Consider the following 12,348-nt stretch of genomic DNA (forward strand, 5'->3'; position numbering starts at 1 on the left):
CGGTACTCGTCCGCGCGGCCCGGCCACCGGCCGCGGGCCGGTGCCCACCCGGCCTGAACGGGGCCGGTCCGCCGTCGGGCCTCGCGCCCCTCCACCCCCTGACACGAGCCACTGGGACACCATGCAGATCCAAGACCTTCCCTACCCCGACCCGGGAGTGCCGGACGCACGCTCGGGACCCCGATTCCTGTGGTGGCTCGGCCGCAATCAGCTGGGCGGACAGCTCAAGGCCCTCGCCTGGGGGCTGCTGCACTTCGTCGCCGTCTCCGGGCTGCCCTTCTGCGTGGGCCTGGCCGTCCAGGCCGTCGTCGACCGGTCCGGCACCCGACTCGCCCTCACCGGCGGGCTGATGGTGCTCTGCGGCGCGGCCATCGCGCTGGGCGAGACGATGCTGCACCGCACCGCCGTCACCAACTGGATCACCGCCGCCGCCCGCGTCCAGCAGCTGCTGGCCCGCAGGACGGCCCAACTGGGCTCGGCGCTGACCCGGCGGGTGGCGGCCGGGGAGGTCGTCGCCGTCTCCACGGGCGACGTCGAGAAGATCGGCTGGTTCGTCGAGGCCCTGTCCCGGTTCGTGGCGGCCGCGCTCACGGTCGTGCTGGTCTGCGTCGGTCTGGTCGTCTACCAGCCCGCCCTCGGTGTGGTCGTCGCCGTCGGCGTGCCCGTCCTGGCACTCGCCGTGCTGCCTCTCCTGCCGCCCGCCACCCGCCGCGCCGACCAGCAGCGCGAGAAGGCGGGACGCGCCACCGAACTGGCCTCCGACACGGTCGCGGGCCTGCGCGTGCTGCGCGGCATCGGCGGCGAGGAACTCTTCCTCGACCGCTACCGGCGGGCCTCCCAGGAGGTCCGCCGGGCCGCCGTGCGCAGCGCCCGGATGTGGGCGCTGATCTCGGCGATCCAGGTGCTGCTGCCCGGCCTGCTGCTCGTCGCCGTCGTCTGGCACGGGGTGCGGCTGGCCCGCGACGGGCGGATCACGGTCGGCGAGCTCGTCACGGTGTACAGCGCCGTCATGCTCCTCACGTATCCGCTGAGGCACTTCGAGGAGATCGCCATGGCGTACTCCTTCTCCCGGCCCTCCGCCAAGCGAGCCGCTCACGTGCTGTCCCTGGAACGGGTCACGGACACCGCCGGCTCACGGGACGCCGTCGTGCCGGCCGGCGACCTGTACGACCCCGCGACCGGGCTGCTGGCGCCCTCCGGCCTGTTCACCGCCGTGGTGTGCGGCGACCCGGACGCGGCGGGCGTACTTGCGGAACGGCTCGGCGGGCATGCGACGGGCGAGGAGACCACCGTCTCCGCGCTGCTGGGCGGGGTGCCGCTGGACGAGCTGCCGCTCGACTCCGCCCGGACGGCCGTCCTGGTCCAGGACAAGGACCCGGTGCTCCTGTCGGGCTCGCTGCGCGAGCTGCTCGACGTGCCGTCGTCCGGAGCGGTGAGCGCGGCCGAAGCCCTTGCCGCGGCGCAGTGCGGCGATGTCCTGGACGCGCTGACGCAGGGGTCACTGGACGCCGGCGATCCGATGGACGCGCGGATCACCGAGCGCGGCCGGTCGCTGTCGGGCGGCCAGCGCCAGCGGCTGGCCCTCGCCCGGTCCCTGATCACGGACCCGGAGGTGCTGGTCCTGGACGAGCCGACGTCCGCCGTCGACTCGCACACCGAGGCACGGATCGCCGACGGTGTCCGCTCCCTGCGGGCCGGCCGCACCACGGTCGTCCTCACCTCCTCGCCCCTGCTCCTGGACCGGGCGGACCGGGTCGTGCTGGTCGACGGAGGCGGGGTCGCCGCGGTCGGCGTGCACCGCGACCTGGTGCACAGCGAGCCCCGGTACCGCGCCGTGGTGACACGGGAGACCGACGACGAGCCCGCCTCCGGCACCGCCCGGCGGGACACGCACGCTCTGGACGACGCGCGCGGGGCACACGAGACCGACGCACCCGGCGGCCGGTCCGCCGGGCGCCGCGCTCCGGAAACGATCGACGCACTGGAAGAGATCGAGGAGACCGCATGATCGGCCTGGCGCCACCGGCGTACGACCCGGCGGCACCGACGACGGCTAACACCCTGCCCGTCGGAGCCCCCGAGACCGTCCGCGCCTACGTGAGCGAACTGTTCCGACGGCACCGCCGGGCCTTCCTGCTGCTCGTCACGGTCAACACGATCGCCGTCGTGGCCTCGATGGCCGGGCCCTACCTGCTCGGCTCGGTCGTCGAGGGCGTCTCGGACAACGCCCGTGACCTGCACATGGAACGCACGGCGGCCCTGTTCGTCCTGGCGCTCGTCGTCCAGGCCTTCTTCGTCCACCAGGTCCGGCTGCGGGGAGCCATGCTCGGTGAGCGGATGCTGGCCGACCTGCGCGAGGACTTCCTCGTACGGTCCGTGGGACTCCCGCCCGGAGTCCTGGAGCGGGCGGGCACCGGCGACCTGCTGTCCCGGATCACCACGGACATCGACCGGCTGGCCAACGCGATGCGCGAGGCCGTGCCGCAGCTGTCCATCGGTGTGGTGTGGGTGGCGCTGCTGCTCGGCGGACTCGCCGTGACCGCCCCGCCGCTCGCCCCCGCCGTACTGGTCGCCGTGCCGCTCCTGGTCATCGGCTGCCGCTGGTACTTCAGACGAGCGCCCGCCGCCTACCGCTCGGAGGCCGCCGGCTACGCCGCCGTCGCGGCCGTCCTCGCCGAGACCGTGGACGCCGGGCGCACCATCGAGGCCCACCGGCTCAGCGAGCGCCGCATCGACCTGTCGGACCGCCGGGTCAAGGAGTGGACGGCGTGGGAGCGCTACACCCTCTGGCTGCGCTCCGTGCTCTTCCCCGTCATCAACGTCACGCACGTCACGGTCCTCTGCTCGGTCCTGATGATCGGCGGTGTCTTCGTCCTCCAGGGGTGGATCGGCGTCGGCCAGCTGACGACGGGCGCACTCATCGCCCAGATGCTCGTCGATCCGGTGGGTCTGATCCTGCGCTGGTACGACGAGCTCCAGATCGCCCAGGTGTCGCTGGCCCGGCTGGTGGGCGTACGGGACATCGAGCCGGACGAGGGTGATCCGACGGTGGTCCCCGACGGACGCGACGTGCATGCGGACCGGGTCCACTTCGGCTACCGCGCCGGCGTCGACGTCCTGCGCAAGGTCTCGCTGGAGGTCGCCCCGGGCACCCGGCTCGCCCTGGTCGGTCCCTCCGGCGCGGGCAAGTCCACACTCGGCCGGCTCCTCGCCGGCATCTACGCGCCCCGGGACGGCCGGATCACCCTGGGCGGTGCGGAACTGTCCCGCATGCCCGCCGAGCAGGTGCGCTCCCACGTCGCCCTCGTCAACCAGGAACACCACGTCTTCGTGGGTTCCCTGCGCGACAACCTGCTGCTCGCCCGGACGGCCGCCGGTGACGCCGAGCTGTGGGCGGCGCTCGGCGCGGTCGACGCGGACGGATGGGCGCGGGCGCTGGACGACGGTCTGGACACCGAGGTCGGCTCCGGCGGGTTCGCGCTCACCCCGGCGCAGGCCCAGCAGATCGCGCTGGCCCGCCTGGTGCTCGCGGACCCGCACACCCTGGTCCTGGACGAGGCCACCTCGCTCCTCGACCCGCGCGCGGCCCGCCACCTGGAACGCTCCCTGGCCCGCGTCCTCGACGGCCGCACCGTCGTCGCCATCGCGCACCGGCTGCACACCGCCCACGACGCCGACGTCATCGCCGTGGTCGAGAACGGCCGCATCAGCGAGCTGGGCAGCCACGACGAGCTGGTCACCGCGGACGGCGCGTACGCGGCCCTGTGGCGGTCGTGGCACGGGTGAGCGACGGCGGCCGGCACAGGAAGTCCGGCGGGCGCCCGGACCGCCACCGGCGGCCGGCACCGGTACTCCCGTGGGGGCGGGCCAACCGCAGTGCCGGTGCACCCGCCCCCACCGGCTCCGGTCGCCCCGGGGCCCGGTGGCGGTGACGTCCCGTCTGACACCACGTCCCGTTGCGCGCTGTCGATGTTGGGTGGAAGGCTGGAAACCGGCACCGGCTCGTGGAGTGCCCCTGAACCGTCCGGTTCGCGAGGGGCGCGGCATGTGCCACGCGGTCCCGGCTCCGCCGTGCGGTACGGCGGGACCGGATCCGCCCCACCACCTGGAGGTACCCGTGGACAGCGCCGACGGATGGGGAGACGACGTCTACCAGCCCGACGGCTCCGAGGTGCAGGACGACGCGGGGCTGCTCGACGCCGAGGACACCCTGGAGACCGACGGCGTCGACGACCCTCTGGACCGGGGCTGGTCTCCGCCCGAGCGGCCCTGGGCGGTGGAACACACCGGCGTGACCGCCGAGGAACGCCGGCACGGCGAGACCCTCGACCAGCGCCTCGCCGAGGAGCTGCCCGACCTCGTGGTGGGTGACGGAGACGGCATCGGAGACTCCGACGACACCGACGGTGAGCCGCTGGACAACGAGGTGGGCGCCGCCCGCTCCGGCCGTCTGGTGGCACCCGACGAGGGTGCGCACGAGGACGAGGAGAGCGGGCTGATCGCCACCGACGTGGGCATCGACGGGGCCGCGGCCTCGGCCGAGGAGGCCGCGATGCACGTGGTCGACGAGGACACTCTCCCGGGCTGAGACCGCCACCCCTGCCTCACCCGCCCCACCCGAGGAGCTGCCATGCAGCAGGACAAGCACCCCGACTACCACCTGGTCGTGTTCCGCGACCGCTCCGCCGGCTACGCCTTCCTCACCCGGTCGACGGCGGACAGCAGCCAGACGATCGACTGGGACGACGGGAACACGTACCCGGTCGTTGACGTGGAGATCTCCTCGGAGAGCCACCCCTTCTACACCGGCAAGGCACGCACGGTGGACTCGGAGGGCCGTGTGGCCGCGTTCGAGCGGCGGTACGGGGGCGCCGCCTCCGCGCCCGGCGACGCCGGCTGACCCCGCCCGCGGCCGGACCGGCGTGACAGTCCGCGTCGCCCACGGGTCCGGGCCGGGCGCGGTCCGGTGCGGCCGGTTCCGCCTCGGGGCCGGTGCGGGCGGCCGCGGCTCAGATGAAGTTCAGCGCCGCCGCGCAGCCCACCCCGCCCAGCAGCATGAACGCCGGCATGAGCACCTTCAGCTCGACCCAGCTGCCGGCCCGGAACCGCATGACCTTCGGCGGACCGATCGGGTACCACCGCTTCCGTCCGATGGGTATGGGCCACAGGATCGGACAGCCCGACACCGTCAGCGCGTCCCCGATGTCGTGCACGAGGGCCCCCAGCAGGATCGGCAGCCCGAGCCACAGGTACTCCTGGCCCGGTTCGGTGAACAGCCAGTCCGCGCCGTTGCCCGGCTTGTCCAGGATCCCCGCCAGGATCCAGGCGCTGGTCGCGGCCAGCAACCAGACCAGCACGTCGCTGCTCGACCCGCGGGTGGCGCGCCACAGCAGGCCCTCGATGGCAAGCACCAGATGGACGAACAGGATCGTCAGGACCGCCCACCGTCCTCCGGTGACCGCGGCCGCCGAGCTGCCCGCGCCCATCAGCACCGCCCAGAGCCAGGTGTGCGTCAGCGTGCGGTGTCCGCCGGAACGACGCGGGTCGCCCTGCTTGCGAGTCGACTTGTAGACGGCGTAGGAGAGCTTGTCGACGATCTCGCACAGGCCTCGCGAGAGAGGTCCGAAGGCCCGCGAGATGGTCGCCGCCTTGTGGTCCAGGTCGGGCGCGAGCGCGCCACCGGCGCAGACCAGGGCACCGACCAGGAGGACCGGCCAGGGCATGGTGTGACCGGTCGCTGCCGCCGCCGCGCCGACGCCCAGCCAGGCCGCGGTCCCCGACAGTGAGTGTGCTGGTCCCATCATGGCCCTGCCCCGCCCTATTCCCGCTGTACCGTCGTCGAGTTGCCCACGCGCGCTGACGCTTCGTCGGCGCCACAGCGTAACGTTCGCGATCTTCGTATGGGCATCCGATTCCCTCATCGCGTCCGATGCCAGGCAAGATGGGGGCGTGACCCTCATCGATCAGCTGCCGAAGACCGCCGACCCGGACGCCCTCTACGAAGCCTTCGAGTCGTGGGCCGGGGAACGCGGCCTCACGCTCTATCCCCACCAGGAGGAGGCGCTGATCGAGGTGGTCTCGGGGGCGAACGTGATCGTCTCGACGCCCACCGGTTCGGGCAAGAGCATGATCGCGGCGGCGGCACACTTCGCGGCGCTCGCCCGCGACGAGGTCACCTTCTACACCGCTCCGATCAAGGCGCTCGTCTCGGAGAAGTTCTTCGAGCTGTGCAAGATCTTCGGCACCGAGAACGTCGGCATGCTCACCGGTGACGCGTCCGTGAACGCGGACGCCCCCGTCATCTGCTGCACCGCCGAGGTGCTGGCCTCCATCGCGCTGCGTGACGGCAAGCACGCCGATGTCGGCCAGGTCGTGATGGACGAGTTCCACTTCTACGCGGAGGGCGACCGCGGCTGGGCCTGGCAGATCCCCATCCTGGAACTGCCCCAGGCCCAGTTCATCCTGATGTCGGCGACCCTCGGTGACGTCTCGATGTTCGAGAAGGACCTCACCCGGCGCACCGGCCGACCCACGGCGGTGGTCCGCTCGGCGACGCGTCCCGTGCCGCTGTCCTACGAGTACATGCTGACTCCGCTGACGGAGACGCTCACGGAGCTGCTGGCGACGAAGCAGGCACCCGTCTACATCGTGCACTTCACCCAGGCGCAGGCCGTGGAGCGGGCGCAGGCGCTGATGAGCATCAACATGTGCACGCGGGAGGAGAAGGACCGGATCGCCGAGCTGATCGGCAACTTCCGCTTCACCACCAAGTTCGGCCGCAACCTCTCCCGTTACGTGCGGCACGGAATCGGCGTGCACCACGCCGGCATGCTGCCCAAGTACCGCCGGCTGGTCGAGAAGCTCGCCCAGGCCGGTCTGCTGAAGGTCATCTGCGGCACGGACACGCTCGGGGTCGGCGTCAACGTCCCCATCCGGACCGTCCTGTTCACCGCCCTCGCCAAGTACGACGGCACCCGCGTGCGGACCCTGCGGGCCCGCGAGTTCCACCAGATCGCCGGACGGGCCGGACGGGCCGGATTCGACACGGCGGGTTTCGTGGTGGCGCAGGCACCCGAGCACGTCATCGAGAACGAGAAGGCTCTCTCGAAGGCGGGCGACGACCCGAAGAAGCGCCGCAAGGTCGTCCGCAAGAAGGCGCCCGAGGGGTTCGTCGGGTGGACGGAGAACACCTTCGAGAAGCTCATCACCTCCGAGCCCGAGCCCCTCACCTCCCGTTTCCGCGTGACGCACACGATGCTGCTGTCGGTGATCGCCCGCCCCGGGAACGCCTTCGAGGCGATGCGGCATCTGCTGGAGGACAACCACGAACCCCGCAAGCAGCAGCTCCGGCACATCCGGCGGGCCATCGCCATCTACCGCTCGCTCCTCGACGGCGGTGTCGTGGAGAAACTGGACGAGCCGGACGCCCAGGGGCGCATCGTGCGCCTCACCGTCGATCTGCAGCAGGACTTCGCCCTCAACCAGCCCCTGTCGACCTTCGCCCTCGCCTCCTTCGAGCTGCTGGACCCGGAGTCCCCGTCGTACGCCCTCGACATGGTGTCCGTCGTCGAGTCCACTCTGGACGATCCGCGGCAGATCCTCGCGGCCCAGCAGAACAAGGCCCGTGGTGAGGCCGTGGCGGCGATGAAGTCGGACGGGGTCGAGTACGAGGAGCGCATGGAGCGGCTCCAGGACGTCTCGTACCCGAAGCCGCTGGAGGAGCTGCTCTTCCACGCGTACGACACCTACCGCAAGAGTCACCCGTGGGTCGGCGACCATCCGCTGTCGCCGAAGTCCGTCATCCGTGACATGTACGAACGGGCGATGTCCTTCACCGAGTTCGTCTCCTTCTACGAGCTCGCGCGCACCGAGGGCATCGTGCTCCGATACCTCGCCAGTGCCTACAAGGCCCTCGACCACACCGTCCCGGACGACCTCAAGTCCGAGGACCTGGAGGACCTGATCGCCTGGCTCGGCGAGATGGTGCGCCAAGTGGACTCCAGCCTGCTGGACGAGTGGGAGCAGCTCGCCAATCCTGAGGTGATGACCGCCGAGGAGGCGCAGGAGAGGGCCGACCAGGTCAAACCGGTCACCTCGAACGCGCGCGCCTTCCGCGTCCTCGTCCGCAACGCCATGTTCCGCCGGGTCGAGCTGGCCGCCCTCGACCAGGTCAGGGAACTCGGCGAGATGGACGCGGACTCCGGGTGGGACGCCGACGCCTGGGGCGAGGCCATGGACAAGTACTGGGACGAGTACGAGGACCTCGGCACCGGACCCGACGCCCGCGGCCCCAAGCTGCTGCAGATCCAGGAGGAGCCGCAGCACGGCCTGTGGCGCGTCCGTCAGACCTTCGCCGATCCGAACGGCGACCATGACTGGGGTATCAGCGCCGAGGTGGACCTCGCGGCCTCCGACGCGGAGGGCCGGGCCATCGTCCGGGTCACCGACGTCGGTCAGCTCTGAACACAGGAGGATGCCACCCATGACGAACCCAGCCGAGAGCCTCGTCGCTCTGCTCGACCTCGAACAGATCGAGGTGAACATCTTCCGTGGCCGCAGCCCGCAGGAGTCCCTGCAGCGCGTCTTCGGCGGCCAGGTGGCGGGGCAGGCACTGGTCGCCGCCGGGCGCACCACGGAGGGCGACCGCCCGGTGCACTCGCTGCACGCGTACTTCCTGCGTCCGGGCCGGCCGGGCGTACCGATCGTGTACCAGGTCGAGCGGGTCCGCGACGGCCGGTCGTTCACCACCCGGCGGGTCACGGCCGTGCAGCAGGGCCGCACGATCTTCAATCTGACCGCCTCCTTTCACAAGCCTGAGGAAGGGAGCTTCGAGCACCAGCTGCCGCCGGCGCGCAAGGTGCCGGACCCCGAATCGCTGCCGACGGTGACGCAGGAGATCAGGGAGCATCTGGGAGAGCTGCCCGAGGCGTTGGAGCGCATGGCCCGGCGCCAGCCGTTCGACATCCGGTATGCGGACCGGCTGCGGTGGACCGCCGAGGAGATCAAGGACGCGGAGCCCCGCAGCGCGGTGTGGATGCGTGCGGTCGGTCCCCTGGGGGACGACCCGCTCGTGCACACGTGCGCGCTGACCTACGCGAGCGACATGACTCTCCTGGACGCGGTGCGTATCCCGGTAGAACCGTTGTGGGGCCCCCGCGGATTCGACATGGCCTCCCTGGACCACGCCATGTGGTTCCACCGGCCCTTCCGCGCCGACGAGTGGTTCCTGTACGACCAGGAGTCGCCGATCGCGACGGGCGGACGCGGGCTGGCCCGCGGGCGCATCTACGACGTGGAGGGTCGCCTGCTCGTCTCCGTCGTGCAGGAGGGACTCTTCCGGGCGCTGTAGACGCGGCAGGCCCTGCAAGCGCTGAAGAAGCGGATCCGCCCCTCCCGGAGGGGGCACTGCCCCGCGTCGGTGGCGTGCGCCGTCGGCGAGGGGCCGGCGTGGCTCGTCACGGGTTTCTGCGCCGCAGCCACCTGAACAGACTGTGTGACCGCGGCGTTTTTCCGCTCGGCCGAGGGTTTTCGACGACGGTCGGCTGGGTCGGCGCCGGTGGCACGGGCGGTGGGGTCGTCAGGGCGGGCCGTGGAGCCGGGCGGATTTCCCGGGCGTGGGCGACCGCCTGGGCCAGGTCGGCCCGGAGCCAGCCGATTTCATCGGAGTCTCCGGCGGTCATGATCCTCGCGATGACCTGGGCGGCAGGTGAGTCGGGCGCCGTCCGCGCGGCCTGTTCGGGCCGGAAGCGGTTCAGGTGGGCGCGCTCGTAGGGGTCCCGTACGACTTCCGCGACCTGGACCGGGTCGAGCAGCGAGGCCACGATCGCGGCCTGCGCCCAGGGATCCTCGGTCCGGCGCAGCAGGAATCCCCGATGCCTCCCCCGCCAGTTGCGGGGACGCAGGTCCAGTCCCTCGTCCAGCTGGTCACGCAGGCCCTCGGGGATGCGGCCGCTCAGCAGCGGGACGTTCTCCTCCTTGGCGGCGAACTGCCGCAGTTCGTCGGCCAGATAGAGCCAGACGACGGCTCGGTAGCGGTTCAGGTAGAACCGCACCGGGACCACGAGGCCCAGGCGGGCGAGTCGCGTGAACCGGCCGGTCGTGACGCCCATGAGGGCGGCGCCCTCCTTGGTGCCCACGGTCCTCACCCGCTCGCGCAGGGCATCGGCTGAGCCGTCCGTCGCGCGAACCCGGTCGATCTCCGCCCGGGCCACCCGGCGTGTTCCCCCTCCCCCGTCGTCCGGGACCGTACGGACGCAGCCGAGATGGACGGCGAGCTCGAACTCGCTGCGTTTGAGTCCCAGTTCCCGTGCGGCACGGCTCGGTGTCAACGACCGAGACCGCGCTCCCGCGTCGGCGGGGGCGGCGGTGGACGTGACGGGCTGTGTGATGGTGGTGCCGGACATGCGGTTCTCCCCCGTGCGGTGCTCGCGCCGATCTGCGCTCGCTTCGGGAAAAACCGTAGCCGGATCGCCGGATCGAGCGGGGAGCCTGTGGATAACTCCCCTTCGGCAGGGCAGACACGCAGGTCAGAGGTCCGAGCTCGAGTTCTGTTCCGGCTGCCGGGCGGCCACGCGCAGGTGCTCGCCGACGCGGTTCACCAGCAACGTCATCTCGTAGGCGACCTGGCCGATGTCGGCCTCGGCGCCACTGAGCACGCACAGACAACTGCCGTCGCCCGCCGCGGTGACGAAGAGCACCGCGTCGTCGAATTCGATCATCGTCTGACGTACCCGGCCCGCGCCGAAGTGACGCCCCGACCCCTTGGCCAGGCTGTGCAGGCCGGACGCGACGGCTGCGAGATGTTCGGCGTCCTCCCGTCGCAGCCCCGTGCTCGCGCTCGTCACGAGTCCGTCGTTCGACAGGACCAGTGCGTGCCGGACGTGGTCGACGCGCTCGGTCAGATCGTCCAGCAGCCAGTCGAGTCCCGTGTTCTGCCCCATGGTCCGTACTCCCCGTGTCGTCTCTCCTCCCGGCGGAGGATCCGACAAACCAGCCTTCCCCACAGCCGTCGCGTGGGCAAGCGGGAAGGGCGGCCGGCCACCGAAGATGACCGGCTACCGCTTCGTGGCCGACCGATACACCGGCCGGCCCGGCCCTGACGGCCCGTCCACCTCATCCGACCGAGTCGAGCAGCCGGGCGGTGTGCACCCGGCCGGCGTACTCGACGAGCCGGATCAGCACCTCCTTCCCGGAGTCGCGGTCCCGGGCGTCGCACAGCACCACCGGAGTGCCCTGGTCGAGGTCCAGCGCACGGCACACGTCCTGGGCGCCGTAGGAGCGTGCTCCCGTGAAGCAGTTGACTGCCACCACGAAGGGGATGTGCCGGTGCTCGAAATAGTCCACGGCGGGGAAACAGTCCTCCAGCCGCCGGGTGTCCGCAAGGACGACGGCGCCGAGGGCGCCCTGCGACAACTCGTCCCAGAGGAACCAGAAGCGGTCCTGCCCCGGCGTGCCGAAGAGGTAGAGCGAGAGGCCGGAATGGATGGTGATGCGCCCGAAGTCCATGGCGACCGTCGTCGTGACCTTGTGGTCGACGCCGTCGGTGTCGTCCACCGACCGGCCCGCCTCGCTCAGCAGTTCCTCGGTGCGCAGCGGCCTGATCTCGCTGACCGCGCCCACCAGAGTGGTCTTGCCCACGCCGAACCCGCCGGCGACCAGGATCTTCAACGCCAGGGCGGCCGTGTCGCCTTCGGTGGCGTCGGAGTGCTCGGAGACCATCGATCACTTCTCTCGGGAGTGCCGGCAACGGTCGACTTGAGTTCTTCGGTGCGGAGTCAGCATTCGGTGCGGAGTCAGCATCATGACAATCGCGCGTCCCGTGCGAGGCGGTGGACCGCAAGGGGACGGATCCGACCGACTCGGGTCCATTCGGTGTCGGGATGGACGCGCAAGCGTGTGCCCGACCGGTCGGCAGGGTTTCCGGTTCATGGTCTAGAGCGCTCGCAGTCCCTCGATGACCTCGCGCAGAATGCGCTCGTCCGGCAGTTGCGCGGGCGGAACCGGGCGGCTGACGGTGACGCAGCCCAGTTCCAGCAGGTCCCCCAGGAGTACCCTCACCACGCCCACCGGCAGGTCGGCTCCCGCGGAGAGTTCGGCGACGGACTGCGTCTCGGGGCGGCACAGTTCGATGAGGGTCCGGTGTTCCGGACCGAGCGCGGTGTCGTCGACATGACGCGCGCCCGCTTCGAGGGTGACGAGTGCGATCAGGTCGAAGCGCACTCCGGCGGGGCCGGACCGGGTCCGGCCGCCCGTCATCGCGTACGGGCGGACGAGGGGTCCCGCCTCTCCGTCGTACCACTGGCTGCCCGGCTGGAGCGGGGTGCCTGGCATGTCCTCGGTCATCTGTGC

The 12,348-nt window shown here is 71.4% G+C and carries 11 protein-coding genes; 6 read left to right on the forward strand and 5 right to left on the reverse strand.

What is annotated here, in order from left to right; genetic code table 11:
- The first annotated feature begins 121 nt into the window (after nucleotides 1–121).
- The 4 genes from ACFYP4_RS17150 (at nucleotide 122) to ACFYP4_RS17165 (ending at nucleotide 4,900) form a co-directional block, all read left to right on the forward strand.
- A complete protein-coding gene (locus ACFYP4_RS17150) occupies nucleotides 122–2,008 on the forward strand; it encodes an ABC transporter transmembrane domain-containing protein (protein WP_388786055.1) in 1,887 nt (628 codons plus the stop codon).
- Nucleotides 2,005–3,786 carry an ABC transporter ATP-binding protein gene (locus ACFYP4_RS17155; RefSeq protein WP_358851189.1) on the forward strand — a complete coding sequence of 594 codons (1,782 nt, stop codon included), beginning with the start codon at nucleotides 2,005–2,007 and terminating at the stop codon, nucleotides 3,784–3,786. The genes ACFYP4_RS17150 and ACFYP4_RS17155 overlap by 4 nt, the downstream gene beginning before the upstream one ends.
- Nucleotides 3,787–4,117: 331 nt before the next feature.
- Nucleotides 4,118–4,588 carry a DUF5709 domain-containing protein gene (locus tag ACFYP4_RS17160; RefSeq protein WP_358851188.1) on the forward strand — a complete coding sequence of 157 codons (471 nt, stop codon included), beginning with the start codon at nucleotides 4,118–4,120 and terminating at the stop codon, nucleotides 4,586–4,588.
- Between the two features lie 42 nt (nucleotides 4,589–4,630).
- A complete protein-coding gene (locus ACFYP4_RS17165; protein ID WP_358851187.1) occupies nucleotides 4,631–4,900 on the forward strand; it encodes a type B 50S ribosomal protein L31 in 270 nt (89 codons plus the stop codon).
- Nucleotides 4,901–5,009: 109 nt separating this feature from the next.
- Here the strand turns inward: ACFYP4_RS17165 and ACFYP4_RS17170 are convergent, their stop codons facing one another.
- Nucleotides 5,010–5,804, reverse strand: coding sequence for a metal-dependent hydrolase (locus ACFYP4_RS17170; RefSeq protein WP_358851186.1), 795 nt, complete (start codon nucleotides 5,802–5,804; stop codon nucleotides 5,010–5,012).
- 145 nt (nucleotides 5,805–5,949) lie between these two features.
- Between ACFYP4_RS17170 and ACFYP4_RS17175 the strand changes: the two genes are divergently transcribed.
- Together ACFYP4_RS17175 and ACFYP4_RS17180 are read left to right on the forward strand one after the other, a co-directional pair.
- Complete coding sequence (locus ACFYP4_RS17175) at nucleotides 5,950–8,463, forward strand: DUF3516 domain-containing protein (protein ID WP_358851185.1); 2,514 nt, start codon at nucleotides 5,950–5,952, stop codon at nucleotides 8,461–8,463.
- Between the two features lie 19 nt (nucleotides 8,464–8,482).
- Entirely contained in the window at nucleotides 8,483–9,349 is an 867-nt protein-coding gene (locus tag ACFYP4_RS17180; protein ID WP_358851184.1) for an acyl-CoA thioesterase II, read from the forward strand.
- Nucleotides 9,350–9,455: 106 nt separating this feature from the next.
- On the opposite strand, the gene ACFYP4_RS17185 is transcribed toward ACFYP4_RS17180, so the two are convergent.
- From ACFYP4_RS17185 to ACFYP4_RS17200, 4 genes are all read right to left on the reverse strand, one after another.
- On the reverse strand, nucleotides 9,456–10,403 hold the full coding sequence (locus ACFYP4_RS17185; RefSeq protein ID WP_388786059.1) for a DUF6397 family protein: 948 nt from the start codon (nucleotides 10,401–10,403) through the stop codon (nucleotides 9,456–9,458).
- Between the two features lie 123 nt (nucleotides 10,404–10,526).
- Entirely contained in the window at nucleotides 10,527–10,940 is a 414-nt protein-coding gene (locus tag ACFYP4_RS17190) for a roadblock/LC7 domain-containing protein (RefSeq protein WP_358851182.1), read from the reverse strand.
- 172 nt (nucleotides 10,941–11,112) lie between these two features.
- Entirely contained in the window at nucleotides 11,113–11,718 is a 606-nt protein-coding gene (locus ACFYP4_RS17195) for an ATP/GTP-binding protein (RefSeq protein WP_358851181.1), read from the reverse strand.
- A gap of 213 nt (nucleotides 11,719–11,931) precedes the next feature.
- Entirely contained in the window at nucleotides 11,932–12,342 is a 411-nt protein-coding gene (locus tag ACFYP4_RS17200; RefSeq protein WP_358851180.1) for a DUF742 domain-containing protein, read from the reverse strand.
- Between the last annotated feature and the right edge of the window lie 6 nt (nucleotides 12,343–12,348).

The sequence above is a fragment of the Streptomyces sp. NPDC005551 genome (assembly GCF_042871785.1).
Classification (GTDB): domain Bacteria; phylum Actinomycetota; class Actinomycetes; order Streptomycetales; family Streptomycetaceae; genus Streptomyces.

Coding starts and splice junctions, on each gene's coding strand:
- ACFYP4_RS17150 (WP_388786055.1), top strand. CDS start 122: ATGCAGATCCAAGACCTTCCCTACCCCGACCCGGGAGTGCCGGACGCA.
- ACFYP4_RS17155 (WP_358851189.1), top strand. CDS start 2,005: ATGATCGGCCTGGCGCCACCGGCGTACGACCCGGCGGCACCGACGACG.
- ACFYP4_RS17165 (WP_358851187.1), top strand. CDS start 4,631: ATGCAGCAGGACAAGCACCCCGACTACCACCTGGTCGTGTTCCGCGAC.
- ACFYP4_RS17170 (WP_358851186.1), bottom strand. CDS start 5,804: ATGATGGGACCAGCACACTCACTGTCGGGGACCGCGGCCTGGCTGGGC.
- ACFYP4_RS17180 (WP_358851184.1), top strand. CDS start 8,483: ATGACGAACCCAGCCGAGAGCCTCGTCGCTCTGCTCGACCTCGAACAG.
- ACFYP4_RS17185 (WP_388786059.1), bottom strand. CDS start 10,403: ATGTCCGGCACCACCATCACACAGCCCGTCACGTCCACCGCCGCCCCC.
- ACFYP4_RS17190 (WP_358851182.1), bottom strand. CDS start 10,940: ATGGGGCAGAACACGGGACTCGACTGGCTGCTGGACGATCTGACCGAG.
- ACFYP4_RS17195 (WP_358851181.1), bottom strand. CDS start 11,718: ATGGTCTCCGAGCACTCCGACGCCACCGAAGGCGACACGGCCGCCCTG.
- ACFYP4_RS17200 (WP_358851180.1), bottom strand. CDS start 12,342: ATGACCGAGGACATGCCAGGCACCCCGCTCCAGCCGGGCAGCCAGTGG.